We start from the raw sequence: 26243 nt of genomic DNA on the forward strand, positions 1-26243 counted from the left end.
GCTACGTCTTCATCGAGACCAAATCCGGCGTGACGCGCTGCCAGATCAACAGAGACACCGTCGGCTGTGAGGCGCCCTTCACCAACTCCCCGCTGCAGGACGGCGAGCACGCCAACGGCGTCAGCATCAACAGCGGCGGCAAAGTGCAATGGGTGCTGGGCAACCTGGGCGCCTCACAGCCGACGGTGTCTCTGTTGATCTGGCAGCGCGTCACGCCGGATTTGGTCTCGATGAAGACGTAGCCGTTCTGGTCGGGCGGCAGCGGGATGGCGCCGGCCGGGGTGGTCGGGTTCGCCGGTGCGGCCGACGGGCCCGGCGCCGGGGCGGCGGTGGCCGACGGCGGCGTGGACCTGGGTGTGGGGAAGGACGGTTCGGTGGGGCCGGCTCCTGGCGAGGCCACCGGCCGGCCGCCGATGACCGAACTGCAGCCGGAGACCAGCTCCGAGCCGGCCACCAGGGCTACGAGCAGCAGCGAACCACCGGCCAGGCTTCGCCGCGCATTCTCCGAAAACCGCACCCGCCGCTCCCCAGACGATTCATATAGCGGCACTCAGGTTACGCACCGAGACGCGAAAGCCGCTGCCCTGACACAGGTATCGATACAGAGCCGATGTCCCGAATTTATCGACCCGTGACCGGTTCACGACTTCCCTACAGCCCCAACAGCTTTTCGGCGTTGCGGTGGCTGATGCCCGCGCGCTCGTCGTCGGCGAGCGGCAGGCTGTCCAGAAACGCGCGGGCGGCGACCATCGACCCGAACGGATAGTCGGCGGAGAAGGCCACGCGGTCGATCCCCACCTGGGCGACGAGGTTGGCGTACGTCGCGTGGTCGTTGAAGTTGGCGAACGTGTAGTGGAAGTTCTCCCGCAGGTAGTAGCTGACGGGACGCTGCAGACCGGTCAGCTCCGGTGTCAGCGTGGCGTCGAAGCGCGGCAGCATGAAGGACGTCGCCTCACCCATGTGCCCGATGATCATCTGCAGCGACGGGTGCCGGTCGAACACGCCACCCAGGATCATCCGCAGCGCGTGGGTGGCGGTGTTGATGTGCCACCCCCAGCCCACCGTGGCCAGCGCGAACGTGACGGGCTCGGCGAAACCCGCGTAGCTGGATTCGATGACGCCCGCCGGGGGGATGGTCGGATGCAGGTAGATCGGCGCCTGCAGGGCGGCCGCGCGGTCCAGGATGGGCTCGAAGAACGGGTCGTCCAGATAGCGGCCGCGGCTGTGTCCGTTGATCACCGCGCCGGGGAAGCCCAGCCCGCGCACCGCGCGCTCGAGTTCGTCGGCCGCCTGGTCGGGTGCGCTGGTGGGCACGGTGGCAAAGCCCGCCAAGCGGTCGGGGTAGCGCTGCACCGCCGCCGCGAGCTGGTCGTTGCAATCCCGGGCCAGCCGCACCGCCTCGTTCGGATCCAGCTGCTCAACCCCGGGCGCGGCCAGCGACAGCACGGCCAGGTCCACCCCGGCCTCGTCCATCGCCGCGATGCGGCCGTCGCCGAGATCGCTGGCGGGTTCGACGATGCCGGCTCGCGACGCCAGCCAGGTGCCCGGGCCCTGCAGGAATTCCATTGTGGCGTAATGCTCTTCGAGGGCGATGACACGCATCTGGGTTATCCTTCGAGGACTCGGGCGGCCGCGCTCCAGTACGGCAACTCGTCACGGTTGGCGGCCAGGCGGATGGTTTTGGTGTAGCCGTACTCGGCCAGCGTCTCCTGGGCGTGCTCGCGGCCGAACCCGCTGTGGCCCACGCCGCCGAATCCGCTGCCGATGGCCACCCGCGCGTAGTTGTTGACGAAGACGGCTCCGGCCCGGATCTGCCGGCTCACCCGCAGCGCCCGGTCGCCGTCGGCGGTGAACACCGCGGCGACCAGCCCGTACGGGGTGCCGTTGGCGATCCGCACCGCCTCGGCCTCGTCGCTGAACCGGATCAGGGCGACCACCGGACCGAAGATCTCCTCCTGGGCCACCCGCATGTCCGGCGTGACGCCGGTCAGCACGGTCGGCGCGACGTAGAAGCCGTCCGCGAGCCGCGGATCCTGCGGCAGCGGTGCCTGGGCGGCGATGCGGGCGCCTTCGGCGACGCCGATGTCGAGGTACTCCAGGACCTGCTTGCGCTGCGCCCGGGTGACCAGCGGCCCCACGTCGGTGGCGGGATCGGCGCCGTCGCCCACCCGCAGCCGGCGCACGGCGGCGCACAGCTTCTCCTCGAACTCGGCATAGACGTTGTCCTGCACCAGGATTCGCGACGATGCGGTGCACGCTTCGCCCTGGTTGAAGAAGCCGCCGTCGATGGCGGCCAACAGCGCCTCGTGCAGGTTGGCGTCGTCGAACACCAGCAGCGGGTTCTTGCCGCCCAGTTCCATCAACGTCGGCGTGAGGTTGCCGGCCGCGGTGCGCAGCACCGCCGAACCGGTGAGCGGGGACCCGGTGAAGGAGATCTTGCCCACCAGTTGATGCTCGGCCAGCGCGGCGCCCACCTCGCCGCCGCCGGGCACGGCGTGCACCACCGGGTCGGGCAGCACCGACTGGATCAGCTCGACCAGTCGCAGCACCACCGAGGGCGTCTGCTCCGGCGGTTTCAGCACGACGGCGTTCCCGACGGCCAGCGCGGGAGCGACCTTGCCGGCGGTGTGGATCGGCGGCCAGTTGAAGGGCACGATGCCGGCGATCACGCCGTAGGGCTCCAGCGTGGTCACGTCGAACACCGGCCCGTAGTCGCGTGCCTGGCTGGGCAGCACCTCGACCATGCCGGCGAAGTAGTCGAAGATCCCGATCGCGGCTTCCACGTCGAAGCTGCGGGCCTGGCTGATCGGCTTGCCCATCTCTCGCGACTCGAGGGCGGCGATCTCGTCGGCGTGCTCGCGAATGACGTCGGCGATCCGCCGCAGGTAACGGCCGCGTTCGCGGGCCGGACGAAGCTTCCAGTGCAGGTGCGCCGCGTGCGCGGTCCGCACGGCCCGATCCACCTCCGCGGTGCCGGCCCCGTGCACGACGGTGACGACCTGTCCGGTGGCGGGGTTGTCCACGACGAAGCGGTCGTCGGGCGACGCCGACGACCAGGGGGTGCGGATCGTGGTGGGGGCTTGCTGATCCATGGGCATTGTCACGGTATGCCCCGCGGTTTGATCAGCACCAACGATATCTTCTGATGGTTCTCATCACCGGCGGTGATAATCGCTGGTGTGGAGCTTCGTCACCTCGAGTACTTCCTGGCCGTGGCGGATAGTCGAAGCTTCACCGGGGCGGCCCAGCGGCTGCACGTCGTGCAGTCAGGAGTGTCGGCCACCATCAAGGCGCTCGAGCGCGAACTGGGCGCCGAGTTGTTCGTCCGGGGCCCGGCTGGCGTGGCGCTGAGCCCCGCCGGCGAAGCGCTGCGACCCCACGCCCGGACCACTTTGGACGCCGCCCGCGCGGCCAAGGACGCGGTGAGCGCCGCCCGGGGCACGGTGCGCGGCACCGTCACGGTGGGGACGTTGACGTCGGTGAGCGTCATCGACGTGCCGACCGTGCTGGCCGAACTGCACGCCCGTCATCCCGACGTCGTGGTCCACCTGCGCGCGGCCAGCTCCGGGTCGGCCGGGCTGGCGGCCCAATTGCGCGACGGGGATCTCGACGTCGCCTTCCTGGTTTTCACCGGACCGCCCCCGGCCGACCTGCACACCCGGCTGGTGGCCTCGGTGCCGCTGCTGCTGGTCGTCCCCGAGGGCCACCCGCTGGCCCGGCGCACGGCGGTTTCGCTGGCCGAGCTCGCGGGCATGCCGTTCGTCGACGGGCCGCCGGGCTACGGGAACCGCGCCGTGGTGGACACCGCGTTCGCGGCCGCCGGGGTCGAGCGGACCGTCGCGGTGGAGGTCGCCGACATCGGCACGGCGGCGGTCTGCATCCGCAAGGGGCTGGGGATCGGTTTTCTGAGTTGGTCCATCCTCGAGGGCATCGACAGCTCGGGTTTGGTGAGCGTCCGGATCACCGGGCACGACCTGCAGTGGCGGCTCTACGTCGCGACCTCGGCGAACCGGCAGGCCAGCGCGGCCACCCGGGCGCTGCTGGCGCTGATAGAGGAGGTTGCCGGCGGCGCCCAGAATTCTTTGGCGACCCGGGAACAAGGCGGGACCGACCGCCGTTAGCATTATCGACAAGTTGAGCGAACCACACTCAATACTGGGTTGACAGCCCACCGCCCCAGGGGCAGGCTTGAGCGGGGTTCACTCAGCATAGTGGCACCAGACAAGCTCTACATATTCAGGAGGAATCACTATGGCTCGTGCGGTCGGTATCGACCTCGGGACCACCAACTCCGTCGTCGCAGTCCTCGAGGGCGGTGACCCGGTCGTCGTCGCCAACTCCGAGGGTTCGCGGACCACGCCGTCCATCGTCGCGTTCGCGCGCAACGGGGAGGTGCTCGTCGGCCAGCCCGCCAAGAACCAGGCGGTCACCAACGTCGACCGCACCATCCGTTCGGTCAAGCGGCACATGGGCACCGACTGGTCCATCGAGATCGACGACAAGAAGTACACCGCTCAGGAGATCAGCGCCCGCGTGCTGATGAAGCTGAAGCGCGACGCCGAGGCGTACCTGGGTGAGGACGTCACCGACGCGGTCGTCACCGTGCCGGCGTACTTCAACGACGCCCAGCGTCAGGCCACCAAGGAAGCCGGCCAGATCGCCGGCCTCAACGTCCTGCGGATCGTCAACGAGCCGACCGCGGCGGCGCTGGCCTACGGCCTGGACAAGGGCGAGAAGGAACAGACCATCCTGGTCTTCGACCTCGGTGGCGGTACGTTCGACGTCTCGCTGCTCGAGATCGGCGAGGGTGTGGTCGAGGTCCGCGCCACCAGTGGTGACAACCACCTCGGTGGGGACGACTGGGATGACCGCGTCGTCGAATGGCTGGTCGATAAGTTCAAGGGCACCAGCGGAATTGACCTGACCAAGGACAAGATGGCGATGCAGCGGCTGCGTGAGGCCGCCGAGAAGGCCAAGATCGAGCTCTCGAGTTCGCAGAGCACCTCGATCAACCTGCCCTACATCACCGTCGACGCGGACAAGAACCCGCTGTTCCTCGACGAGCAGCTGACCCGCGCCGAATTCCAGCGCATCACACAGGATCTGCTGGACCGCACCCGCAAGCCCTTCCAGTCCGTGATCAAGGACGCCGGCATCTCGGTGTCCGAGATCGACCACGTGGTCCTGGTGGGTGGTTCCACCCGGATGCCCGCGGTGACCGACCTGGTCAAGGAACTCACCGGTGGCAAGGAGCCCAACAAGGGCGTCAACCCCGATGAAGTTGTAGCGGTGGGAGCGGCTCTTCAGGCCGGGGTTTTGAAGGGTGAGGTGAAAGACGTTCTGCTGCTTGACGTTACGCCGCTGAGCCTGGGCATCGAGACCAAGGGCGGCGTGATGACCAAGCTCATCGAACGCAACACCACGATCCCCACCAAGCGGTCGGAGACCTTCACCACGGCCGACGACAACCAGCCGTCGGTGCAGATCCAGGTCTACCAGGGTGAGCGCGAAATCGCTTCGCACAACAAGCTGCTCGGCTCCTTCGAGCTGACCGGCATCCCGCCGGCTCCGCGCGGCGTCCCGCAGATCGAGGTCACCTTCGACATCGACGCCAACGGCATCGTGCACGTCACGGCCAAGGACAAGGGCACCGGCAAGGAGAACACGATCAAGATCCAGGAGGGCTCCGGCCTGTCCAAGGAGGAGATCGACCGGATGATCAAGGACGCCGAGGCGCACGCCGAGGAGGACCGTCAGCGTCGCGAAGAGGCCGACGTCCGCAACCAGGCCGAATCGCTGGTCTACCAGACGGAGAAGTTCGTCAAGGACCAGCGCGAAGCCGAGGGCGGCTCGAAGGTCCCCGAGGACACGCTGTCCAAGGTCGACGCCGCGATCGCCGAGGCCAAGACCGCCCTGGGCGGCACCGACATCGCCGCGATCAAGGCGGCGATGGAGAAGCTGGGCCAGGAGTCGCAGGCGCTCGGACAGGCGATCTACGAGGCCACCCAGGCCGCCGGCGAGCAGGCCGGTGGCGGCGCGGCGGGCGACGGGTCTGGCTCCGCTGACGACGTCGTGGACGCGGAGGTGGTCGACGATGACCGGGAGTCCAAGTGACGGAAAGCAATCCACACGAACAGGTGACGATCACCGACAAGCGGCGAATCGACCCTGAGACCGGTGAAGTGCGGCAGGCCCCTCCCGGCGACACGCCGGGAGGGGCGCCGGCCGGCGAACCGGCGCAGCAAGCCGATGGCAAAGTCGCCGAGCTCACCGCCGATCTGCAACGGGTGCAGGCCGACTTCGCCAACTACCGCAAGCGGGCGCTGCGCGATCAGCAGGCCGCGGCGGACCGGGCGAAGGCCGCCGTCGTCAACCAATTGCTGGGCGTGCTCGACGATCTCGACCGCGCCCGCAAGCACGGCGATCTGGAGTCCGGACCGCTGAAGTCGGTCGCCGACAAGCTGGAAAGCGCGCTGAACGGCCTTGGCCTGACGGCGTTCGGCGAGGAGGGCGAGGACTTCGACCCGGTGCTGCACGAAGCGGTGCAGCACGAGGGCGACGGGTCCCGGCCGGTGATCGGCACCGTCATGCGGCAGGGTTACAAGCTGGGTGATCAGGTGCTGCGTCACGCCCTGGTCGGTGTCGTCGACACGGTCGCCGACGAGGATGGAGCGGCTGCCGCACCCGAGTCCGCCGAAAGCGAACCGGCCGACACGGACGACAACGCCGACGCGTCCGGTGAATAAGGCAGACAATCAACACAACAGAAGAAAGGTGAGGGGGTGACGCGACATGGCCCAGCGTGAATGGGTCGAAAAGGACTTCTATAAGGAGCTGGGCGTCTCCTCTGACGCCAGCCCAGAAGAGATCAAACGCGCCTACCGCAAGTTGGCGCGCGATCTGCACCCGGACGCGAACCCCGACAACCCGGCCGCCGGTGAACGCTTCAAAGCGGTCTCCGAGGCGCACAACGTCTTGTCGGATCCGGCCAAGCGCAAGGAATACGATGAAACCCGAAGGCTGTTCGCCGGCGGTGGATTCGGCGGGCGCCGGTTCGACAGCGGCGGGTTCGGGGGCTTCAACGTCGGTGGTGATGGCGCCGAGTTCAACCTCAACGATTTGTTCGACGCGGCCGGCCGAAGCGGCGGCACCAACATCGGTGACCTGTTCGGCGGGCTGTTCGGGCGCGGTTCGGGTGCCCGGCCCAGCCGGCCCCGCCGCGGTAACGACCTCGAGACCGAAACCCAGCTGGATTTCGTCGAGGCCGCCAAGGGCGTGGCGATGCCGCTGCGGCTGACCAGCCCGGCGCCGTGCACCAACTGCCATGGCAGTGGCGCGCGGCCGGGCACTAGCCCGAAAGTGTGTCCCACCTGCAACGGTTCCGGCGTGATCAACCGCAACCAGGGCGCGTTCGGATTCTCCGAGCCCTGCACCGATTGCCGGGGCAGCGGCTCGATCATCGAGCACCCCTGCGACGAGTGCAAGGGCACCGGCGTCACCACCCGGACCCGCACCATCAACGTGCGGATCCCGCCGGGCGTCGAGGACGGACAGCGCATCCGGCTGCCCGGCCAGGGTGAGGCGGGGTTGCGCGGTGCGCCCTCGGGTGACCTGTACGTGACGGTGCATGTGCGCCCGGACAAGGTGTTCGGCCGCGACGGCGACGACCTGACGGTGACGGTGCCGGTCAGCTTCACCGAGTTGGCTTTGGGCTCAACCATTTCGGTGCCCACCCTGGACGGCAAGGTCGGTGTCCGGGTGCCCAAGGGCACCGCCGACGGCCGCATCCTGCGGGTGCGCGGGCGTGGCGTTCCCAAGCGCAGCGGCGGCAACGGCGACTTACTGGTGACCGTAAAGGTCGCTGTGCCACCGAATTTGGAGGGGGCCGCCCAGGAGGCGCTGGAGGCGTACGCCGCCGCCGAGCGCGCCAGCGGCTTCGACCCCCGGGCCGGATGGGCAGGCAATCGCTGATGGCCAAGGGCTCGAGCAATTCACGAAAAGAGGACGCCCGGACCTTCATGATCTCGGTGGCCGCCGAGCTGGCTGGCATGCACGCCCAAACGCTGCGCACCTACGACCGCCTCGGCCTGGTCAGCCCGCGCCGGACTTCTGGTGGGGGACGGCGGTATTCGGAGCACGACGTTGACCTGCTGCGCGAGGTGCAGCGCCTGTCGCAGGACGAGGGCGTCAACCTCGCCGGCATCAAGCGGATCATCGAGCTGACCAATCAGGTCGAGGCGCTGCAGGCCCGGGTCAAGGAGTTGACCGAGGAGCTTTCGCAGGTCCGCGCCAGCCAGCGCCGCGACGTGGCGGTGGTGCCCAAAAGCACCGCGCTGGTGGTGTGGCAGCCGCGCCGGGGACGCTGACTTTCGGTCGGTTTCCCTTGCGCCCCAAGGGGTCTGTCTCCGACACGCATACGACCTTCGCAAAAGCGCTAGCACATCTGCTAGCGCTTTTTGCAATCACCTGATGACCACCAGACAGCGGCAGTGACCCGAGTGGTCACTGCGAGCCCACCCGGATCGAAAATTGCGTGACGGCCCGCTCGCCCGGTAGCGCGCAGCGGTAGCCGCCCCGGCGCAGCGCGTCGGTCGGTGCGGTCATCGGCTCGAAGCACACGATCGTCTTCGTGGGGTCGTCGGGCGCCGGCGCGAAAATCTGCGCCGCCGGATAGCCCTGCTCGAAATGCACCTCGATGCGCCGACCGCCGCCGGACACCGCGAACACCGCGCCGTCGGCCACCCCGTCGTAGGCGTCGTCGAACGTGTTGTCGCCCAATGCCTCTCGCCGGGCCGGCTGGGGCTCGGAAGCGCCGGTGGGCAGCCCGGTGTCGTCGAGGCCCAGATGCCGCAACGGCGGTGTCTCGATGACCCAGTCGGCCCTCGGGGTGTCGGGCAGTTGCAGGTAGGGATGAAACCCGAAGCACAGCGGCACGGCCCGATCCCCGGTCGCGTCCACCGTGGTCCGAACCGTCAGCGCCCGGTCGGCCAGCCGCACCGCGACCGTCAGCACGTGCGGATACGGGAAGCTGGCCAGCAATCGGGGATCGGCACCGAAATCCAGTTCGGCGGTCAGCTCGCCGTCGGTCTCGGCCGTCACCCGCCAACCGGGGTAGGCGGCCAGGACGCCGTGGATGGGTAGCCCGTTGGGGTCGGCGCGCACACCGTTTTCTCCCGGCGTCAGGGTCACGGTGACCTCCTGGGCGGTATAGGTCTTCTCGCCCAACCGATTTGCCCACGGGTACAGGATCGGGATCCCCATCGTCTTGCCATCGGAGACGTAGGCGTCCAGGCCGCGGCGCTGGCCCAGCAGCTCCACACCGGCGTCGCGCAGCGACGTGCCGATCATCCCTGCCTCGGGAACGAACTGCGCGACCAGCGGCGACGACGGATCGCGCAGGGTGACGACGTGCATGGCTACCTCCATAGCGGGTCATGCTGAATGCGTTCGGGCGGAGCGCCTTTGGCGATCAGGGCATCCTTGGTGGCGCTGACCATCGCCGGCCCCCCGCAGACCAGGATCTGCCGGTCACCCCAGCCGCCGTACTTGGTCACCACGTCGGGCAGCCGCCCGATCTGATGCACGTGCAGGCCGCGCGGCGGCGTGACGTCGGGATAGTCCGCGGCCCAGGACGGGTCGCTGTTGTATTCCGAGACGGGCGAGACCGACAGCCACGGATTATGCGAGGCGACCTGCCACAGGGTCGGCAGATCGTAGAGTTCGCAACGGTACCGGGCGCCGAAGAACAGATGGATGCGCGGGTTCACCGCGAACCGGGACAGGTCCATGATCAGCGCCCGCAGCGGCGCCAGGCCCGTGCTGCCGGCGACCATCAGCACGTCGCCGCCCTCGCGGTCGACCCGCAGGCCGCCGTGCGGGCTGGACAGCCGCCACCGGTCGCCGATGCGGGTTTCGCCGACGATCGCGGTGCTGACCAGGCCGCCGGGAACCAGGCGGACGTGGAACTCGATGCCGCCGCCCGGGTCGGCCGGAATGGCGGGACTCAAATACCGCCACCGGTGCGGACACTGCGGCACGTGGACGTCGACGTACTGGCCGGGGTGGTAGTGCATCGGCTGGTCAAGCTGCAGCCGCACGACTGCGAGATCGCGCGACACCCGCATGTGTTCGATGACGGTGCCGTCCCACCAGGCGGGGCCCTCCTCGGCGTCCGCGGCGCCGCTCATCACCCCGGTGATCAGGTTCAGCGACTGCCGGGCCGCCGCCTCCACGGCGTCGGTCCACGCCGCACCGACGTGCGCGCGCAGCGTCGAGAGCAGCGCGCGCCGCAGGGTCTCGTAATGGGCCGGCAGCACACCGTATTTGCGATGGTCGCGGCCGAGCTGGGCCAGAAAAGCCACCGGCTCCTGCGCGCGCCGGGCGACCAGCTCGCCGAACACCCAGTGCAGCGCGCGCCCGAAAGCGAGCCGCTGGGCGGCCATTTCGGGCGGGAACAGATCACGCACCGAGCCGTCGAGGGCGAACCACTGGGTGTAGAAGCGATGGACGAGCGCGGAGTCACCGGCCGTGTCCGCGGGCGCGAAGGCGTCACGCAGCACCCGCAGCGCTTCGGCGTCCTCCAGGCTCACGGGCCCCGATTCTAGGCTCGGCCGGCCGCCGGCTCAGCCCTGTCGGACGACGTTGGCCGTCCCGACGTTGGCGATCTTGGGTGAACCCCAGTGGTAGAGAACGACGTTGTCGTTCCCCGACGCGCTGACCGCGTCGGTGCTGTCGACCGCGACGTGGTTGCCGCTGCCGGAGACGCTGACGCTGGTGCAGTGCCCGGTGAGGGTGACGGTGTTTTGCTGCCCGCTCACCGACAAATAACCGGCGTGGCAGGGCAGCGTCTTCGTCATGCCCGTCCCGCTGACCTGCAGCGTCCCGGCCTGCGGGACCGCCGACGGGCTACCGCCGCTGAGATCGGTGTGGAACCCGACCGCCAGCAGGCCGGCGCACGCCAGGGCGGCGGCCACGGCGGCCAGCCACACGCCGGCGCTGCGGCGCGGCCGTGTCTCCGGGTCGGGGTCGGCCTGGTCGGGGGGTTGCATCGTCTGCGTCATCGCTACGGGGGTACCCCCTACGCCGTAGTGCTCAAAACTCGTTAGACTTGAGCGGAACAGACTCAACCTTGACGGCGTTGAACAAGCCGAGAAGCATTTTCCCTACCGACGAACGGAGGTGTCGTGGACTCTTTCAACCCGACAACCAAGACCCAAGCGGCACTGACTTCGGCACTCCAGGCCGCCTCGGCGGCGGGTAACCCGGAGATCCGGCCCGCCCATCTGCTGATGGCGCTGTTGACGCAGGCCGACGGCATCGCCGGTCCGCTGCTGGAGGCTGTCGGCGTCGAGCCCGCCACCATCCGCACCGAGGCCCAGCGCCTGCTGGACCGGCTGCCCCAGGCCAGCGGGGCCAACTCGCAGCCGCAGTTGTCCCGCGAATCGCTGGCCGCGATCACCACCGCCCAGCAGCTCGCGACCGAGATGGACGACGAATACGTGTCCACCGAGCACCTGCTGGTGGGCCTGGCCACCGGGGATTCCGACGTCGCCAAGCTGCTGACCGGTCACGGCGCCTCACCGCAGGCCCTGCGCGAGGGCTTCGTCAAGGTGCGCGGCAGCGCCCGGGTCACCAGCCCGGAGCCCGAGGCGACCTACCAGGCGCTGGAGAAGTACTCCACCGACCTGACGGCCCGCGCCCGCGACGGCAAACTCGACCCGGTTATCGGGCGGGACAACGAGATTCGCCGCGTCGTGCAGGTGCTGAGTCGGCGCACCAAGAACAACCCGGTGCTGATCGGCGAGCCCGGCGTCGGCAAGACCGCGATCGTGGAGGGCCTGGCCCAGCGCATCGTCGCCGGCGACGTGCCCGAAAGCCTGCGCGACAAGACCGTCATCAGCCTGGACCTGGGCTCGATGGTGGCCGGCGCCAAGTACCGCGGCGAGTTCGAGGAACGGCTCAAGGCCGTCCTCGACGACATCAAGAACTCCGCCGGGCAGATCATCACCTTCATCGACGAGCTGCACACCATCGTCGGCGCCGGCGCGACCGGCGAGGGCGCGATGGACGCCGGCAACATGATCAAGCCGATGCTGGCCCGCGGCGAGCTGCGGCTGGTCGGCGCCACCACGCTCGACGAGTACCGCAAGTACATCGAGAAGGACGCCGCGCTGGAGCGCCGCTTCCAGCAGGTGCTGGTCGGCGAGCCCTCGGTGGAGGACACCGTCGGCATCCTGCGCGGGCTGAAGGACCGCTACGAGGTGCACCACGGCGTGCGCATCACCGACTCGGCCCTGGTGGCCGCGGCGACGCTGTCCGACCGCTACATCACCGCGCGCTTCCTGCCGGACAAGGCCATCGACCTGGTCGACGAGGCCGCCAGCCGGCTGAAGATGGAGATCGACTCCCGGCCCGTCGAGATCGACGAGGTCGAGCGGCTGGTGCGCCGCCTCGAGATCGAGGAGATGGCGCTGGCCAAGGAGGAGGACGAGGCGTCCAAGGAGCGGCTGGAGAAGCTGCGCTCCGAGCTGGCCGACCAGAAGGAGAAGCTGTCCGAGCTCACCACCCGCTGGCAGAACGAGAAGAACGCCATCGACGTGGTCCGTGAGCTCAAGGAGCAGTTGGACACGTTGCGCGGGGAGTCCGAGCGCGCCGAGCGCGACGGCGACCTGGCCAAGGCCGCCGAGCTGCGCTACGGGCGCATCCCGGAGGTCGAGAAGAAACTCGACGCGGCGCTGCCCCAGGCCGAGGCGCGGGAGAACGTCATGCTCAAGGAGGAGGTTGGGCCCGACGACATCGCCGAGGTGGTGTCGGCGTGGACCGGCATCCCCGCCGGCCGGATGCTCGAGGGCGAGACCGCCAAGCTGCTGCGCATGGAGGAGGAGCTGGGCAAGCGCGTCATCGGGCAGAAGAGGGCCGTGACGGCCGTCTCCGATGCCGTACGGCGTTCCCGGGCCGGCGTCGCCGACCCCAACCGGCCCACCGGCTCGTTCATGTTCCTCGGGCCGACCGGTGTCGGTAAGACCGAGCTGGCCAAGGCGCTGGCGGAGTTCCTGTTCGACGACGAACGCGCCATGGTGCGCATCGACATGAGCGAGTACGGCGAGAAGCATTCCGTCGCGCGGCTGGTCGGCGCCCCGCCGGGATACATCGGCTACGACCAGGGCGGTCAGCTGACCGAGGCGGTGCGGCGGCGTCCCTACACGGTGATCCTGTTCGACGAGATCGAAAAGGCCCACCCGGACGTGTTCGACGTGCTGCTGCAGGTGCTCGACGAGGGCCGGCTGACCGACGGGCAGGGCCGCACCGTCGACTTCCGCAACACCATCCTGATCTTGACGTCCAACCTGGGATCGGGTGGCAGCGAGGAGCAGGTGATGGCCGCGGTGCGCTCGGCGTTCAAGCCGGAGTTCATCAACCGGCTCGACGACGTCATCATCTTCGATGGCCTCGAGCCCGGCGAGCTGGTGTCGATCGTCGACATCCAGCTGGCCCAGCTGCAGAAGCGGCTGGCGCAGCGTCGCCTCACGCTCGAGGTGTCGCTGCCGGCCAAGCAGTGGCTGGCACATCGCGGATTCGACCCGGTCTACGGCGCGCGGCCGTTGCGCCGGCTGGTGCAGCAGGCCATCGGTGACCAGCTGGCCAAGATGTTGCTGGCCGGCGACGTGCACGACGGCGACACCGTTCCGGTGAACGTCAGCCCCGACGGTGACTCGCTGATTCTGGGCTAAGCGCGCAGAGGCGTCGACTTGTTGCGGGTATTTCGCACCAACCGCCGCAACAAGTCGACGTTCGGCGCTTATGCGCCCGGGCGGGCGCAGCAAACCTTGATTGGGTTGTGACCTGGTCGCCTTCTGTGTTCCGGGCCAATAGCAGATACCCTGTTTTGGATGGTCCCCCTCTGGTTCACGCTCTCCGCGCTGTGCTTTGTCGGTGCGGGGGTGTTGCTGTACGTCGACATCGATCGGCGGCGCGGGCGCAGCAGGCGCCGCAAGTCGTGGGCGCGATCGCACGGATTCGACTACGAGCCTGAATCGACCGACATCCTCAAGCGCTGGAAGCGCGGCGTGATGTCGACGGTGGGCGACGTCGCCGCCCAGAACGTGGTGCTGGGCCAGATTCGCGGTGAGGCCGTCTACATCTTCGACCTCGAAGAGGTCGCCACCGTCATCGCGCTGCACCGCAAGGTGGGCACCAACGTGGTGGTGGACCTGCGCCTCAAGGGGCTCAAAGAGCCACGGGAGAGCGACATTTGGCTGTTGGGAGCGATCGGGCCGCGGATGGTGTACTCCACCAACCTCGACGCCGCCCGCCGGGCCTGCGACCGCCGGATGGTGACCTTCGCGCACACCGCACCGGACAGCGCCGAGATCATGTGGAACGAACAGAACTGGACGCTGGTGGCCTTGCCGATCACCAGCACGCGCACCGAGTGGGACGAGGGCCTGCGCACCGTACGCCAGTTCAACGACCTGTTGCGGGTGCTGCCGCCGCTGCCGGAGGAGGCCCCGCAGGAGGCCGGGCCGCCGTCCGGACTGCGCAACGCCTCACCCAGCCGGCCGCTGGCGCCCGCGGGCCGCGCGGAGCTGCCGATCCGGCGCGCGCAGCAGGACGTGGCGGGGCTGCTCGGCCCCGACCTGCCGTCGGGTCGCCGCGCCGCCGAGCCGCTGCGCCGCGACCAGCCCCAGCCTGCCGACGGGCGTTCGGAGACCATCCGCCGCCCACCGCCGTCCGGGCGCAACGGCCAGCAGGCCAGCAACTATCAGCGCTGACGGCGGGCCCCGGGTGGCCGCAAGGCCGGTGCTGCCGACGTCATTAGGATGTCGCTCATGCCTCGCCCCGTCGCCCTGATCACCGGGCCAACGTCCGGAATCGGCGCCGGGTTCGCGCGACGCTATGCCAGCGACGGCTACGACCTGGTCCTGGTCGCCCGCGATGTCGACCGCCTGACCAGACTGTCCGAGGAGCTGCAGCAACACTCCGGTTCCGTCGAGATCCTGCCCGCCGACCTGGCCGATACGGCCGGCCGTCAGCGCGTCTGTGACCGGCTCGCGGCCGGGGGAGTGCGCGTCCTGGTCAACAATGCCGGCTTCGGCACCTCCGGCGACTTCTGGTCCGCCGACCCCGCGCTGCTGCAGTCCCAGCTCGACGTCAACGTCACCGCGGTCATGCACCTGACCCGCGCCGCGCTGCCCGCCATGCTGGCGGCCGGCGCGGGCACCGTCGTCAACATCGCCAGCATCGCCGGGCTGGTGCCCGGGCGCGGGTCGACGTATTCGGCGTCCAAGGCGTGGGTGATCTCGTTCAGCGAGGGCCTGTCGGTGGGCCTGCAGGGCACCGGGGTGTCCGTGCACGCCGTGTGCCCGGGCTACGTGCACACCGAATTTCACGACCGCGCTGGGATCGACATGGCCAAGTCGCCGTCGTTCATGTGGCTCGAGGTCGACGATGTGGTCAGCCAGAGCCTGGCCGATATCGCCCGCGGCAAGGTGATCAGCATTCCGGGCCTGCAGTACAAGGCGATCATCGCCGCCGAGCGCCTGCTGCCGCGGACCCTGATGCGGGCCGTCACCAAACGAATCGGGAGTGGCCGTGGCCGGACCTGACCTCGAAGAGCTGGCGGAGCTGGTGCGGCGCCTGTCGGTGGTGCACGGGCGGGTCACGCTGTCCTCCGGCAAGGAGGCCGACTACTACGTCGACCTGCGCCGGGCCACCCTGCACCACCGCGCCTCGGCATTGATCGGCACGCTGATGCGCGACCTGACCAGCGACTGGGACTACGCCGTCGTCGGCGGCCTGACGCTGGGCGCCGACCCGGTGGCCACCGCCGTCATGCACGCGCCGGGCCGGCCGATCGACGCCTTCGTGGTGCGCAAGTCCGCGAAAACCCATGGGCTGCAACGCCTTATCGAAGGCTCCGAGGTATCCGGCAAGCGGGTGCTGGTCGTCGAGGACACCAGCACCACCGGCAACTCGGCGCTGACCGCGGTGCGCGCCGTACAGGAGGCGGGTGGCGACGTGGTGGGGGTGGCCACGGTGGTGGACCGCGCCACCGGCGCCGCCGAGGCCATCGAGGCCGAGGGGCTGCCCTATCGAAGCGTGCTCGGGCTCGCCGATCTGGGGCTGAGCTAGTTGCCGGCTGATCTTCGTAGCCCGAGCCGCTGAATCATGCGTAGCGCCCTCGCGATGCTCGCGTGCGTGGTGGCCTGCCTGGCCGGCTGCTCGTCCTCCAGCCAGCCGGTGCGTCCCTACGGCGCCCAGGGCGCGCGGCTCGGTGAATCGCTGGCGCTGCTGGGCTGGAACATGTCGGTGTCGAATCTGCGCTGGGACGGCGACTACGTGCTGGTCGACGTCGACGCCAGCCCGGCCTCGGCCAAGGACCCGCACGCCAAAGCCGAGGACATCCGCTTCGGGCTCTACGGCGCGCTGGCCCACCCCCTCGAGACCGCGGGCCTGGGCAGCTGTGACAAATCCTTTCAACCGAAGACCACCAATGTGCGCGACGTCCCCGCGCCGCTCTCGGCGTCCCGCGACCGGCTTACCGGCACGGTTTGCCTTGGGCCGCTGAAGGATCGAAGCCAGGTGCGCGGCGTCTACGGCTACTCGCCGCGCGACCGGATCCCGGACAGCTCGTCGGCCTACCCGGTCGCCTTCCCGGTGGGGCTGCTGCCCACCAATCCCAACGACAGCGGCGGGTTGGCGGTCAAGACCGCCAGCCTGTCGGCATGGCGCGCCGACGGCAAGCCGGTGACCAAGATGCAGCTGGGTGATCCGGGAGCGTTCACCGGCAACGGCTACATGCTGTTGGGGTTGGAGGCCACCGCCGTCGCGGCCCGCTACCGCGACGAGTCCGTCAAGCGCGGCGGGCCGATGATGCTGCTGGCCTCGCCGACCCTGCCCGCCCCGGGACTGAACCCGGCCTGCTCGACCTACGGGTCGTCGGTGCTGATCCTGCCCGACGCGTCGTTGGATGCGGTGCACGTCAACGCGTCGCTGTGCACCCAGGGCGAGATCAACGACGCGCTGCTGTACGCGACGCTGGCCATCGACGGCACGCACGCCGGGGTGTGGACGCAGCGATGAGCGGACCTGGGCCCACCGAATGGTCCGCGACCCCGCCCGCTGGCGTCGGCCCGTGGCGGGGCGAGCTCCCCGAAGACCCGCGCTATGACCCAATCCTGTTGCGCGAGGGCGACACTCGCAACGTCGTCGACGCCTACCGGTACTGGACGCGCGAGGCGATCATCGCCGACATCGACCGGCGCCGGCATCCCCTGCACGTCGCGATCGAGAACTTCGGCCACGACGCCAATATCGGTTCGGTGGTGCGCACCGCCAACGCCTTCGCGGTGCACACCGTGCACATCGTGGGGCGGCGGCGATGGAATCGCCGGGGCGCCATGGTCACCGATCGCTATCAGCGGTTGTGCCATCACGACAGCACCGCCGAGCTGCTCGCCTTCGCGGCCGACGCCGGCCTGACGGTGGTGGCCGTCGACAACGTGCCGGGCGCCGCGCGCCTGGAGGAGGCCACGCTGCCACGCGAGTGCCTGCTGGTGTTCGGTCAGGAGGGCCCCGGCATCACCGACGACACCCGCACGGGCGCAACGCTGACGGTGTCGATCGCGCAGTTCGGCTCCACGCGCAGCATCAACGCCGGCGTCGCCGCCGGCATCGCCATGCACGCCTGGGTCAAGCAGCACGCCGATCTGTCCCAGGCCTGGTAGCCCGACGCCGTACGCGCACAGTCAACCGGGTGCGGCAGGATCGACAGGTATGGATCAGCTCTGGGTCAACCGCGCGGCCAGCAGCGAAGCCGCTGTCACGCAACGACACCTGAAACGCCTCTGGGGACTCCCCGCGACGCAGCTGGGGGTGGTCGCCTGGCCGGCGACGCGGCGCGACCGCTGGTTCGGCACCTGGCACTACTGGTGGCAGGCGCATCTGCTCGATTGCCTGGTCGACGCCCAGCAGCGGGATCCGCAGCCGCACCGCCACACCGAGATCAACCGGCAGGTCCGCTCGCACCGGCTGCGCAACAACTTCTCCTGGGTCAACAGCTACTACGACGACATGGCCTGGCTGGCGCTGGCGCTCGAACGCGCCGCCCGGATCGCCGGCGTGCAGCGCCGCCGCGCCCTGCCCAAGCTCGCCGCGCAGTTCGTCAAGGCCTGGGCGCCCGAGGACGGCGGCGGGATCCCCTGGCGCAAGTCCGACCAGTTCTTCAACGCCCCGGCCAACGGCCCGGCCGGGATTTTCCTCGCGCGTTACGGCGACCACCTGAAACGCGCTGAGCAGATGGGGAATTGGATCGACCAGACGTTGATCGACCCGGAGACCCACCTGGTGTTCGACGGCGTCAAGGACGGTTCGCTGGTGCGCGCTCAGTACACCTACTGCCAGGGCGTGGTGCTCGGGCTGGAGACCGAGCTGGCCGCCCGCACCGCGGTCGAGGTCAGGCAGCGTCACGCCGCCCGAGTGCACCGGCTGGTCGCGGCGGTGGACGAACACATGGCGCCGGCGGGCGTGCTGGCCGGGGCCGGCGGCGGGGACGGCGGTCTGTTCGCCGGGGTGACCGCCCGCTACCTGGCGCTGGTGGCCACCACGCTGCCGGGGGAGTCGGCCGACGACGCGCTGGCGCGCGACACCGCCCGGCGGATCGTGCTGGCCAGCGCGAAGGCGGCCTGGGACAACAGGCAGACGGTGGACGGGCTGCCGGTGTTCGGCCCGTTCTGGGACCGCGACGCCCAGCTGCCCACGGCGGGCGGCAAAGAAGCGGAATTCGTCGAGGGCGCGGTGATGGCCTCCGAGGTCGCCGAGCGGGACCTGTCGGTGCAGCTGTCGGGGTGGATGCTCATGGAGGCCGCCTGTAACGTCTCCGCCGAGTCGAAGAACGGGAGCACCCTGTGAGCAATAAGGTTCACCACGATGCAGAGTCGGCTCTGCACGGCCTGCTGAAGGACGGCATCACCATCGCCGCTGGCGGATTCGGTCTGTGCGGCATTCCGGAGAAGCTGATCCAGGCCCTGGTCGACAGCGGCATCAAGGACCTCACCATCGTCGGAAACAACGCCGGCGTAGACGATTTCGGCATGGGACTGCTGCTCAAGGGACGCCAGGTGAAGAAGGTGATCGCCTCCTACGTCGGCGAGAACAAGGAATTCGAACGCCAGGTGCTGGCCGGCGAGCTGGACCTGGTGCTGACGCCGCAGGGCACGCTGGCGGAGAAGTTGCGCGCCGGCGGCGCGGGCATCCCCGGCTTTTACACCCGCACGGCCTTCGGCACCAACCTCGCCGAGGGCAAGGACACCCGGGTCTTCGACGGCATCGAATACGTTCTGGAAGAAGGCATCCGGGCCGACGTCGCGATCGTCAAGGCGTGGAAGGGCGACACCGCCGGCAATCTCGTGTACCGCAAGACGGCGCGCAACTTCAACCCGATGATCGCCACCTGCGGCGCGGTCACCGTCGCCGAGGTCGAGGAGCTGGTCGAGGTCGGCGAGCTGGATCCCGACCTGATCCACACCCCGGGCATCTACGTCGACCGCATCATCGAGGGCACCGGCTACGAGAAGCGCATCGAGTTCCGCACCACCAGCGGCGGCGCCGCGCTGAAAAGCGACAGCCCCCTTCGCGAGCGAATGGCCCAGCGCGCCGCCCAGGAACTGCGCGACGGCTTCTACGTCAACCTGGGCATCGGCATCCCGACGTTGGTGGCCAACTTCATTCCCGACGGCATCAAGGTCACCCTGCAATCGGAGAATGGCCTGCTCGGCATCGGGGCCTACCCGAGCGAGGACACCGTCGACCCCGATCTGATCAACGCGGGCAAGCAGACCATCACCAGCCTGCCCGGGTCGAGCTTCTTCTCGAGCGCCGATTCCTTCGCGATGATCCGCGGCGGCCACATCGACCTGTCCATCCTGGGCGCGCTCGAGGTCGCCGAAAACGGCGACCTGGCCAACTGGATGGTGCCCGGCAAGATGGTCAAAGGCCCAGGCGGCGCAATGGATTTGGTGTCCGGGGTCAAGCGCGTGATCGTGCTGATGGATCACACCGCCAAAGACGGCAGCCCGAAGATCCTCAGCCAGTGCACGCTGCCGCTCACCGGCAAGAACGTGGTCGACATGATCATCACCAACCTGTGCGTCTTCGACGTCGAACCGGGACAGGGGCTGGTGCTCACCGAATTGCAGCCCGGCGTCACGGTCGAGGACGTCCGCGCCAAGACGGGCTGCGACTTCAAAGTCGCGCTCTGATCCCGCGCCGGCGGTGGCCGGCTATTCGGCCGCCGGCAGCCGCTCGGGTTCGCGGTCCTCGGCGCTGTGCGCGTGGCGGCGTCCCCGATAGCTGCGCCAGGCGGCGACGAACGCCGGCATCAGCGAGACGAGCAGGATGGCCAGCAGGATCTTCTGCAGGTTGTGGTGCACGAACGGCACGTTGCCCAGAAAGTAGCCGGCCAGCGTCACGCCGCCGCCCCAGAGGATGCCGCCGACGATGTCGAAGCCCAAAAACACCGGGTAGCGCATGTAGGACACCCCGGCGACCACCGGTGTGAACGTCCGGATGAACGGCGCGAACCGGGCCAGGATGATCGCCCAGGGGCCGTACTTCTCGAAGAACGCGTGCGACTCGGTCACATGGTGCTTCTTGAAGAACCGCGAGTCTTCCTTCTTGAACAGCGCCGGGCCGATGCGCCGGCCGATGAAATACCCGGTCTGGTCGCCGAGGATCGCCACGGTGGCGACGGCGGGGGCCAGCACCCAGATGCTGGCCGGCGGATTGGGGTGCGCCGCCAGCAGGCCGCCGGTGAACAGCAGCGACTCGCCCGGCAACAGCGGAAACAGCAGCCCGGTCTCGATGAAGACGATGATCAGGATGCCGGGCAGCACCGCCGAACCGAAGACGCCGTTGGCGCCCAACCAGTACATGGGGTCGAAGATGTCGGGCAGGGCCGTCACGGCGGTGCTCATGATTCCTCAACATACCGGCGAAACGACCCCGGCCCGCACGGACCGGACCTTAAGGCCCGGACTAACCCGCGCCGCGCTTCGCCGGGTAGCTGTCGACCACGCATCCGTGGTTGGGTAGGACCAGCCGTCAGGAGGTGTCTGATGCCCATCGCCACGCCCGAGGTCTACGCCGAGATGCTGCGACGCGCCAAGGAGGATGCCTATGCCTTCCCGGCGATCAACTGCACGTCGTCGGAGACGGTGAACGCGGCCCTCAAAGGCTTCGCCGACGCCGGCAGCGACGGAATCATCCAATTCTCCACCGGCGGTGCGGAATTCGCCTCGGGGCTGGGTGTCAAGGACATGGTGGCCGGTGCGGTGGCGCTGGCCGAGTTCACCCGCTGCATCGCCGACAGATATCCGGTCAACGTTGCGCTGCACACCGACCATTGCCCCAAGGACAAGCTGGACACCTATGTCCGCCCGCTGCTGGCCATCTCGGCCGAACGGGTCGCGGCGGGCAAAGACCCGCTGTTCGGGTCGCACATGTGGGACGGCTCGGCCGTGCCGATCGACGAGAACCTGGTGATCGCGCGCGACCTGCTCAAGGACGCGGCGGCCGCCAAGATCATCCTCGAGATCGAGATCGGCGTGGTGGGCGGCGAAGAGGACGGCGTCGCCAACGAGATCAACGACAAGCTCTACACCACCCCCGACGACTTCGAGAAGACCATCGACGCGCTGGGCCACGGCGAGCACGGCAAGTACCTGCTCGCCGCCACCTTCGGCAACGTCCACGGGGTCTACAAGCCCGGCAACGTCAAGCTGCGCCCCGACATCCTGGCGCAGGGCCAGCAGGTGGCCGCGGCCAGGCTGGGACTGCCCGCCGAGGCCAAGCCGTTCGACTTCGTCTTCCACGGCGGGTCCGGGTCGCTGACGTCGGAGATCGAGGAGGCGCTGCGCTACGGCGTGGTGAAGATGAACGTCGACACGGACACCCAGTACGCGTTCACCCGCCCGATCGCCGGTCACATGTTCGCCAACTATGACGGCGTGCTCAAGGTCGACGGCGAGGTCGGCGTCAAAAAGGTCTACGACCCCCGCAGCTACCTCAAGAAGGCCGAGGCGTCGATGTCCGAGCGGGTGGTGCAGGCCTGCACCGACCTGCATTGCGCCGGAAAGTCGGTGGGCTGATCAATCGCCGAGCGTGAAGTTAGTTTCACGCTCGGCGCCCAACGTGAAGCTAGTTTCACGCTCGGCGGGGCGACCTGGCCTGCCTAGCCGCTGGCGGACTGGCAGACCTTCCATTGGTCGTCGCGGTACTGCAGATCCAGGCTGCGGGTCGAGCGCAGCTGCGGGTCATAGGCCATGAACGTGGTGACGTTCGCCTCGGCGTGCTGGCCGTTGACCACCACCTGGTCGATGCTGGCGATCACCGGATACTGCTTGGCCGCCGACACCCGTCGGTATGTCTCGTCCCACGCGTGCTCGTCGTAGTCGGCGTAGCCGTCGCGGGTGGTGCCGCAGGTGATGGTGCGCAGCGTGGTCAGGTCACCGCGCTGGATCGCGACGTCGAAATTCTGGATGGTGTGACGAACCTGGTCTTCCTGCGAGACGCCGGCGTGCTTGCCGCGGGTCAGCAGCACCGTGCCCAGGATCGCGATCGCCGCCAGCGCCAGCACGATCACCACCAGCGCCAGTATCCAGCCCCAGTTGAACTGCCGCGAGGTGCGCAGCTTCCCCCCGAACCGCGGCGGAATCGATTGCGGGACAGCGGCTTTGGGCGGTGCGCCGAACTGCGTGGTGGCGTCTCCCGGCGGCGTCGCGAACACCTCGGTGGCGGGTTCGGCGGTGGTGTTGATGATCGCGGTCTCTTTGGCGTCGAAGCCGGGCGCGGTGAAGCGCCGTTCGCGCTGCGGCCCATCCGCGATTTCTTCGGGGCCGCTCTGCGGGTCGGGCCTGTTGATCACCACGGTCTCCGTCTCGGAGTCGGTGGGGACCATGGGGACGCTCTCGGTGGCGTCTTCTCCGGTGTCGAAGCCGGACTCGGCCCCCCATTCGTCGCTCGGTTCGGTGCGCGAATCGCGTGGGTCGAACCCGGGCCGTTTCGGCGCGCCGCCGCGGTCGGGTTCGGATGGGTTGGGCATGAGTACTACTGTCCTCCCGCTTCGTGGGGTAGTTGCAGAGCTTAGCGACCGAGTACCCGGCTCGCGGCGATGGCCGAGGTGCGTCACGCGGGCAAAACGAGCGAGCTGCAGAATAGAGCCATGACGCCGATGGGAGATCTTCTAGGGCCCGACCCGATCCTGCTGCCCGGAGATGCCGATGCCGAGGCGGAACTGCTCGCCGGTGAAAAGGCGGGCATCGTCGCCGCCGCGCATCCGACCGCGTCGGTGGCCTGGGCGGCACTGGCCGAGCAGGCGCTGGCCGACGACCAGGCCATCACCGCCTACGCCTACGCCCGCACCGGCTACCACCGCGGCCTGGACCAGCTGCGCAGGAACGGCTGGAAGGGCTTCGGCCCAGTGCCCTATTCGCACGAACCCAACCGCGGCTTCCTGCGGTGTGTGGCGGCCCTGGCGCGCGCCGCCGACACCATCGGCGAAACCGACGAATACTCGCGCTGCCTGGACCTGCTCGACGATTGCGACCCCGAGGCGCGCCCCGCGCTGGGGCTGTGACGCCTTAGAAGCTGTCCGAACAATCGCTGTCGTCGGGACAGTCGATCTGCACGGTGGCGTGCTCGAGCCCGCGAGCCGACAGCACCGCCCGCGCGTCGTGCAGAACCCGGGCCGAGTCGCCGGCGCTGATCAGGTGTGCGGTGCACATGTCCTTGCCGGGGGAGAGCGTCCACACGTGCAGGTCGTGCACGTCGATCACGCCGTCGACTGCCTCGAGCGCGGCGCGCAGTTCCTCGACGTCGATGTGGGTAGGCGACGATTCGGAGAGGATCCGCAGCGCGTCGCGGGCCAGCGCGACGGCGCGGGGCAGCACCCACAGCGCGACCAGCACGGCCACCACCACGTCGGCGTAGGGCCAGTGCGTCGTCACCGCCACCACGCCGGCGATCAGCACGCCCAGGCTGCCCACGGTGTCGGCGACCACCTCCATGTAGGCGCCCTTGACCGCCAGGCTGCCCGACGAGTGCGAACGCAACAGCAGCGCGACGACGAGATTGGCGGCCAGCCCCGCCAGCGCGACCACGATCATCGGCACGCCGGGCACGGCCGGAGCTTCGCTGAGCCGCCGGATGGCCTCGTAGAGGATGAACACCGCGACGCCGATCAGCAGCGCCGCGTTGGCGACGGCGGTGAACACCTCGGCGCGATGCCAGCCGTAGGTGCGGGCGGGTGACGAGCTGCCGCGGCGCGCCAGCGTGACCGCGGCCAGCCCCATGAACACCGCGACGACATCGGTCAGCATGTGGCCGGCGTCGGCCAGCAGCGCGATCGAGTTGATCAGCAACGAAGTGGCCAGCTCCACCACGAAGAACGCCGCCAGGATCGCTGCGGCCGCGACCATGCGCGGGATCACCCGAGCGTCGCCCGTCTCGGCCGGGGTGTGGTTGTGGCCTGCGCCCATGGCGCGAAATATATGCGCAATAGCGCATATATGGCAAGGGTCAGAACCAGCGGCTCCAGAACCGGGTCAGCGCGTTGCCCCAGCCCACCAGCACGTCCGGCACACCGGACAGGTCGAACAGCGACAGCACCAGCCCGAAGAACCACTGGTTGAGCACCGGGGCCAGCAGCAGGAACAGCAAGATGACGAAGCCCCACTGCTTAGCCGGCGCCAACGCGCGCTGGGTGTCGCGGCTCAGATGCGGCTCCAGGGCGTCGTATCCGTCCAGGCCCGGGATGGGCAGCAGGTTGAGCAGCACGGCGGTGAGCTGAAGGAACGCGAGGAAGGCCACGCCGGACCACAGCACGACGTGCCTTGGGTCGAAGAACAACCGCGTCACCACCAGCAGCAGCACCGCGAGCGCGAGGTTGGCCGCCGGGCCGGCAAGGCTGACCAGGGTGCGCCGGGCCGGCGTCATGAACCAGGTCCGCACGTAGACCGCCGCGCCGGGCAGGCCGATTCCGCCCAGCAGGATGACGACCATGGGTAGCGCCAGCGACAACCCGGGATGGGCGTAGCGGCGCGGGTCCAGGGTCAGGTACCCGCGCACGGAGTCATCGTGATCGCCGAACCGCCAGGCGGTCAGCGCGTGCCCGAATTCGTGCAGGCACAGCGACACCAGCCAGCCGGCGATGACGAAGACGAAGACCCCGGCGTAGGCCAGCGGCCGCGCGCTGGCCCCGGCCGACCAGGCCAGCGCGCCGCCGCCGGCCGTCAGCCCGAGCAGGCCTAGAAAGATCGGGCTGGGCCGTACCGATTCGTGTTGGGAGGCAGGGAAGCTCACCGATCGAAACTAGCGGACCAGCAGCCAGCCTTCGATGTGGCGGTAGAACGCCGATCGCCGCGCGGTGCGGGGCGCGAAGACACCGTCGCGCAGCACGGCGACGCCCGTGCTGCCCAGTTGGGCCGCGCGGCCGGTGACCCAGTGGCGCCACGGCCGGCCGACGATCGCCGCGCGCAGCCCCGGCATGGCCAGCGTCGGCTCGATCCACACCCCGGCGACGTCCCCGTCGAACAGCGTGGTGTCGTCGACCACCGCCTCGCCATGGATGGACCGTGCGTCATCCGGCGGCACCCAGCCGGCCCGCCCGACGATCACCGACCCGGTCTCGTCGCGGATCAGCGGCACCCGCCGCGGCACACCACGCCCGGCGCGGCGCGCCGCCCGGCGCCCGGCCGGTAGGCGATAGATCCGGGTCGCGCGGGTGCGCCGGCGCGGCACGTAGGCCACCTCGATGTCGAGGCGCTCGGCACGCAACAGCCGGGTCAGCACAGCAGCCAGCTCGGCGTCGCCGCCCAGCACGACCAGCCGCCGATACGGGCCGATGGCGGCGTCGACGTCGGTTTCGCCGGTGACCCGGTGGGTGTGCATGTCCCGCAGTGGTCGGTAGAGGGGCCGTCCACCGAACACCAGGACCGCGGCGCCCCGATCTCCTTGCGTCACAGCCCATCCAATCACGCACTAGTCAATGTCATTGGCTCCCAACGTCTCTGGCCAGCTGCGCACCGCGACGCCGGAAGTGCTCGTCATAACGACACAGTCACAACATGGTGTCGACTACGAAAGTTGTTGCAACGCTGCCGGTAAACAACCGGATACTTTACTCCTGCCACAGGGCCGACGTTGCGCGGAATCCCGCCACGAGTGGTTGAGGGAACGGAGAACTACCA

25 protein-coding genes and 1 pseudogene are annotated in these 26243 nt (G+C 69.1%); 15 read left to right on the plus strand and 11 right to left on the minus strand.

What is annotated here, in order from left to right:
- Positions 1 to 166: 166 nt before the first annotated feature.
- The 3 genes and pseudogenes from A5624_RS27755 to A5624_RS24415 all read right to left on the minus strand — a co-directional run.
- Positions 167 to 517 (minus strand): annotated as a pseudogene (locus A5624_RS27755) (hypothetical protein); the annotation flags it as partial.
- A gap of 134 nt (positions 518 to 651) precedes the next feature.
- On the minus strand, positions 652 to 1602 hold the full coding sequence (locus A5624_RS24410; protein ID WP_082990649.1) for an amidohydrolase family protein: 951 nt from the start codon (positions 1600 to 1602) through the stop codon (positions 652 to 654).
- A gap of 5 nt (positions 1603 to 1607) precedes the next feature.
- On the minus strand, positions 1608 to 3092 hold the full coding sequence (locus A5624_RS24415) for an aldehyde dehydrogenase (protein WP_066872528.1): 1485 nt from the start codon (positions 3090 to 3092) through the stop codon (positions 1608 to 1610).
- Positions 3093 to 3179: 87 nt separating this feature from the next.
- On the opposite strand from A5624_RS24415, the gene A5624_RS24420 reads away from it, so the two are divergent.
- The 5 genes from A5624_RS24420 (at position 3180) to A5624_RS24440 (ending at position 8366) form a co-directional block, all read left to right on the plus strand.
- Positions 3180 to 4121: a LysR family transcriptional regulator gene (locus A5624_RS24420; RefSeq protein ID WP_066872303.1), complete on the plus strand. Its 942-nt coding sequence runs from the start codon at positions 3180 to 3182 to the stop codon at positions 4119 to 4121.
- A 130-nt stretch (positions 4122 to 4251) separates the two neighbouring features.
- Positions 4252 to 6114, plus strand: a complete 1863-nt coding sequence (dnaK, locus tag A5624_RS24425) for a molecular chaperone DnaK (RefSeq protein ID WP_066872307.1) — start codon at positions 4252 to 4254, stop codon at positions 6112 to 6114.
- Positions 6111 to 6746 (plus strand): nucleotide exchange factor GrpE, encoded by a 636-nt coding sequence (gene grpE / locus A5624_RS24430; RefSeq protein WP_066872309.1) that lies wholly within the window; start codon positions 6111 to 6113, stop codon positions 6744 to 6746. Before dnaK ends, grpE begins: the two co-directional genes overlap by 4 nt.
- A 46-nt stretch (positions 6747 to 6792) precedes the next feature.
- Positions 6793 to 7971, plus strand: a complete 1179-nt coding sequence (gene dnaJ / locus A5624_RS24435) for a molecular chaperone DnaJ (protein ID WP_066872313.1) — start codon at positions 6793 to 6795, stop codon at positions 7969 to 7971.
- The gene (locus A5624_RS24440; RefSeq protein ID WP_066872316.1) at positions 7971 to 8366 is read left to right on the plus strand and encodes a heat shock protein transcriptional repressor HspR; all 396 of its coding nucleotides are present in this window, start codon (positions 7971 to 7973) and stop codon (positions 8364 to 8366) included. The genes dnaJ and A5624_RS24440 overlap by 1 nt, the downstream gene beginning before the upstream one ends.
- Positions 8367 to 8502: 136 nt before the next feature.
- Here the strand turns inward: A5624_RS24440 and A5624_RS24445 are convergent, their stop codons facing one another.
- From A5624_RS24445 to A5624_RS28330, 3 genes are read right to left on the minus strand one after another with little or no spacing between them, the layout of a single operon-like run.
- A complete protein-coding gene (locus A5624_RS24445) occupies positions 8503 to 9414 on the minus strand; it encodes an aldose 1-epimerase (RefSeq protein ID WP_066872319.1) in 912 nt (303 codons plus the stop codon).
- Between the two features lie 2 nt (positions 9415 to 9416).
- A complete protein-coding gene (locus A5624_RS24450; protein WP_066872322.1) occupies positions 9417 to 10589 on the minus strand; it encodes an FAD-binding oxidoreductase in 1173 nt (390 codons plus the stop codon).
- A 33-nt stretch (positions 10590 to 10622) separates the two neighbouring features.
- On the minus strand, positions 10623 to 11060 hold the full coding sequence (locus tag A5624_RS28330) for a DUF3060 domain-containing protein (protein ID WP_231999679.1): 438 nt from the start codon (positions 11058 to 11060) through the stop codon (positions 10623 to 10625).
- Between the two features lie 123 nt (positions 11061 to 11183).
- Between A5624_RS28330 and clpB the strand changes: the two genes are divergently transcribed.
- The 8 genes from clpB (at position 11184) to A5624_RS29360 (ending at position 20258) form a co-directional block, all read left to right on the plus strand.
- Positions 11184 to 13730, plus strand: a complete 2547-nt coding sequence (gene clpB, locus A5624_RS24460) for an ATP-dependent chaperone ClpB (protein ID WP_066872325.1) — start codon at positions 11184 to 11186, stop codon at positions 13728 to 13730.
- A gap of 159 nt (positions 13731 to 13889) precedes the next feature.
- The gene (gene ttfA / locus A5624_RS24465) at positions 13890 to 14771 is read left to right on the plus strand and encodes a trehalose monomycolate transport factor TtfA (RefSeq protein WP_066872328.1); all 882 of its coding nucleotides are present in this window, start codon (positions 13890 to 13892) and stop codon (positions 14769 to 14771) included.
- A gap of 57 nt (positions 14772 to 14828) precedes the next feature.
- Positions 14829 to 15605: an SDR family oxidoreductase gene (locus A5624_RS24470; RefSeq protein WP_066872531.1), complete on the plus strand. Its 777-nt coding sequence runs from the start codon at positions 14829 to 14831 to the stop codon at positions 15603 to 15605.
- Positions 15592 to 16131 (plus strand): orotate phosphoribosyltransferase, encoded by a 540-nt coding sequence (gene pyrE, locus A5624_RS24475; protein WP_066872534.1) that lies wholly within the window; start codon positions 15592 to 15594, stop codon positions 16129 to 16131. Before A5624_RS24470 ends, pyrE begins: the two co-directional genes overlap by 14 nt.
- A gap of 36 nt (positions 16132 to 16167) precedes the next feature.
- On the plus strand, positions 16168 to 17082 hold the full coding sequence (locus A5624_RS24480) for a hypothetical protein (RefSeq protein ID WP_066872330.1): 915 nt from the start codon (positions 16168 to 16170) through the stop codon (positions 17080 to 17082).
- Positions 17079 to 17726, plus strand: coding sequence for an RNA methyltransferase (locus A5624_RS24485; RefSeq protein WP_066872333.1), 648 nt, complete (start codon positions 17079 to 17081; stop codon positions 17724 to 17726). The genes A5624_RS24480 and A5624_RS24485 overlap by 4 nt, the downstream gene beginning before the upstream one ends.
- A 49-nt stretch (positions 17727 to 17775) precedes the next feature.
- The gene (locus tag A5624_RS24490; RefSeq protein ID WP_066872336.1) at positions 17776 to 18909 is read left to right on the plus strand and encodes a glycoside hydrolase family 76 protein; all 1134 of its coding nucleotides are present in this window, start codon (positions 17776 to 17778) and stop codon (positions 18907 to 18909) included.
- On the plus strand, positions 18906 to 20258 hold the full coding sequence (locus tag A5624_RS29360) for a 3-oxoacid CoA-transferase (protein WP_066872339.1): 1353 nt from the start codon (positions 18906 to 18908) through the stop codon (positions 20256 to 20258). The genes A5624_RS24490 and A5624_RS29360 overlap by 4 nt, the downstream gene beginning before the upstream one ends.
- A 21-nt stretch (positions 20259 to 20279) precedes the next feature.
- Here the strand turns inward: A5624_RS29360 and A5624_RS24500 are convergent, their stop codons facing one another.
- Positions 20280 to 20972 carry a DedA family protein gene (locus tag A5624_RS24500; protein WP_066872341.1) on the minus strand — a complete coding sequence of 231 codons (693 nt, stop codon included), beginning with the start codon at positions 20970 to 20972 and terminating at the stop codon, positions 20280 to 20282.
- Between the two features lie 141 nt (positions 20973 to 21113).
- Here A5624_RS24500 and fbaA point away from each other — a divergent pair, with 141 nt between their 5' ends.
- Complete coding sequence (gene fbaA / locus A5624_RS24505; protein ID WP_066872344.1) at positions 21114 to 22145, plus strand: class II fructose-bisphosphate aldolase; 1032 nt, start codon at positions 21114 to 21116, stop codon at positions 22143 to 22145.
- Positions 22146 to 22228: 83 nt separating this feature from the next.
- Here the strand turns inward: fbaA and A5624_RS24510 are convergent, their stop codons facing one another.
- Entirely contained in the window at positions 22229 to 23098 is an 870-nt protein-coding gene (locus A5624_RS24510) for a hypothetical protein (RefSeq protein WP_066872347.1), read from the minus strand.
- Between the two features lie 120 nt (positions 23099 to 23218).
- Here A5624_RS24510 and A5624_RS24515 point away from each other — a divergent pair, with 120 nt between their 5' ends.
- Positions 23219 to 23632, plus strand: coding sequence for a DUF3151 domain-containing protein (locus tag A5624_RS24515; RefSeq protein ID WP_066872538.1), 414 nt, complete (start codon positions 23219 to 23221; stop codon positions 23630 to 23632).
- Positions 23633 to 23636: 4 nt separating this feature from the next.
- On the opposite strand, the gene A5624_RS24520 is transcribed toward A5624_RS24515, so the two are convergent.
- From A5624_RS24520 to A5624_RS24530, 3 genes are read right to left on the minus strand one after another with little or no spacing between them, the layout of a single operon-like run.
- Positions 23637 to 24533 (minus strand): cation diffusion facilitator family transporter, encoded by an 897-nt coding sequence (locus tag A5624_RS24520; protein WP_066872350.1) that lies wholly within the window; start codon positions 24531 to 24533, stop codon positions 23637 to 23639.
- Between the two features lie 40 nt (positions 24534 to 24573).
- Positions 24574 to 25356 (minus strand): site-2 protease family protein, encoded by a 783-nt coding sequence (locus A5624_RS24525; protein WP_066872353.1) that lies wholly within the window; start codon positions 25354 to 25356, stop codon positions 24574 to 24576.
- Positions 25357 to 25365: 9 nt separating this feature from the next.
- The gene (locus A5624_RS24530) at positions 25366 to 25944 is read right to left on the minus strand and encodes a peptidase M50 (protein WP_231997760.1); all 579 of its coding nucleotides are present in this window, start codon (positions 25942 to 25944) and stop codon (positions 25366 to 25368) included.
- Between the last annotated feature and the right edge of the window lie 299 nt (positions 25945 to 26243).

It is taken from the genome of Mycobacterium sp. 1482292.6, assembly GCF_001672995.1.
Taxonomy (GTDB): domain Bacteria; phylum Actinomycetota; class Actinomycetes; order Mycobacteriales; family Mycobacteriaceae; genus Mycobacterium; species Mycobacterium europaeum_A.

Bases quoted from the DNA above. Each gene is read 5' to 3' on its own strand.
- A5624_RS24490 (WP_066872336.1), top strand. From the start codon at position 17,776: ATGGATCAGCTCTGGGTCAACCGCGCGGCCAGCAGCGAAGCCGCTGTC.
- A5624_RS24480 (WP_066872330.1), top strand. From the start codon at position 16,168: ATGCGTAGCGCCCTCGCGATGCTCGCGTGCGTGGTGGCCTGCCTGGCC.
- dnaK (WP_066872307.1), top strand. From the start codon at position 4,252: ATGGCTCGTGCGGTCGGTATCGACCTCGGGACCACCAACTCCGTCGTC.
- A5624_RS24500 (WP_066872341.1), bottom strand. From the start codon at position 20,972: ATGAGCACCGCCGTGACGGCCCTGCCCGACATCTTCGACCCCATGTAC.
- A5624_RS24440 (WP_066872316.1), top strand. From the start codon at position 7,971: ATGGCCAAGGGCTCGAGCAATTCACGAAAAGAGGACGCCCGGACCTTC.
- A5624_RS24530 (WP_231997760.1), bottom strand. From the start codon at position 25,944: ATGCACACCCACCGGGTCACCGGCGAAACCGACGTCGACGCCGCCATC.
- fbaA (WP_066872344.1), top strand. From the start codon at position 21,114: ATGCCCATCGCCACGCCCGAGGTCTACGCCGAGATGCTGCGACGCGCC.
- A5624_RS24470 (WP_066872531.1), top strand. From the start codon at position 14,829: ATGCCTCGCCCCGTCGCCCTGATCACCGGGCCAACGTCCGGAATCGGC.
- A5624_RS24410 (WP_082990649.1), bottom strand. From the start codon at position 1,602: ATGCGTGTCATCGCCCTCGAAGAGCATTACGCCACAATGGAATTCCTG.
- A5624_RS24520 (WP_066872350.1), bottom strand. From the start codon at position 24,533: ATGGGCGCAGGCCACAACCACACCCCGGCCGAGACGGGCGACGCTCGG.
- A5624_RS24415 (WP_066872528.1), bottom strand. From the start codon at position 3,092: ATGGATCAGCAAGCCCCCACCACGATCCGCACCCCCTGGTCGTCGGCG.
- dnaJ (WP_066872313.1), top strand. From the start codon at position 6,793: ATGGCCCAGCGTGAATGGGTCGAAAAGGACTTCTATAAGGAGCTGGGC.
- A5624_RS24510 (WP_066872347.1), bottom strand. From the start codon at position 23,098: ATGCCCAACCCATCCGAACCCGACCGCGGCGGCGCGCCGAAACGGCCC.
- A5624_RS24445 (WP_066872319.1), bottom strand. From the start codon at position 9,414: ATGCACGTCGTCACCCTGCGCGATCCGTCGTCGCCGCTGGTCGCGCAG.
- A5624_RS24515 (WP_066872538.1), top strand. From the start codon at position 23,219: ATGACGCCGATGGGAGATCTTCTAGGGCCCGACCCGATCCTGCTGCCC.
- ttfA (WP_066872328.1), top strand. From the start codon at position 13,890: ATGGTCCCCCTCTGGTTCACGCTCTCCGCGCTGTGCTTTGTCGGTGCG.
- A5624_RS28330 (WP_231999679.1), bottom strand. From the start codon at position 11,060: ATGACGCAGACGATGCAACCCCCCGACCAGGCCGACCCCGACCCGGAG.
- A5624_RS24485 (WP_066872333.1), top strand. From the start codon at position 17,079: ATGAGCGGACCTGGGCCCACCGAATGGTCCGCGACCCCGCCCGCTGGC.